Here is a 422-nt window from a genome sequence, read left to right on the forward strand (position 1 = left end):
TGGCAAACCGGAAAAGATGGCTGGCTTGTCAACGACGTCGACCGTGATCGAGTCGTGGCCTTCTTGCGCGATGCCTACGTTGACGGTCGGCTCTCGCCCGACGACTTCGACGATAGGGTGACTCGCGCTTTGGGGGCGGTGACTCGCGCTGATCTCAATGCCGCCCTGACCGGACTAGCGGTCGTCGGTGGACAGGCTCACGGTTCGCGTATCGCCGCAGGCGAGACGTTGGCAGCTGGCGTCATGGGGCTGTCCCCATTGTTCCTTGGGCCTCTTGGGCCGATGCTGGGAGTTGCTATCTCGCCACGGGGGTCCTGGATACGTCGTCAGGCGGCCCAACAGGCCAATTTCCAGCTCGTCGCGCTGCTCCTGGCGATAGTGGTATTGGGAGTTGCCGTCAAAACGAACCTCATGATCGTGAC

Annotated in this window: 1 protein-coding gene; it reads left to right on the top strand. The window is 62.1% G+C overall.

Annotated features, from left to right (window positions below; genetic code table 11):
* The coding region (locus tag KJQ99_RS11415) for a DUF1707 SHOCT-like domain-containing protein (protein ID WP_214150739.1) at positions 1 to 422 on the top strand (422 nt) is incomplete at both ends.

Origin of the sequence: Campylobacter sp. 2018MI13, from assembly GCF_018501135.1 — a bacterium.
GTDB lineage: Bacteria > Campylobacterota > Campylobacteria > Campylobacterales > Campylobacteraceae > Campylobacter_E.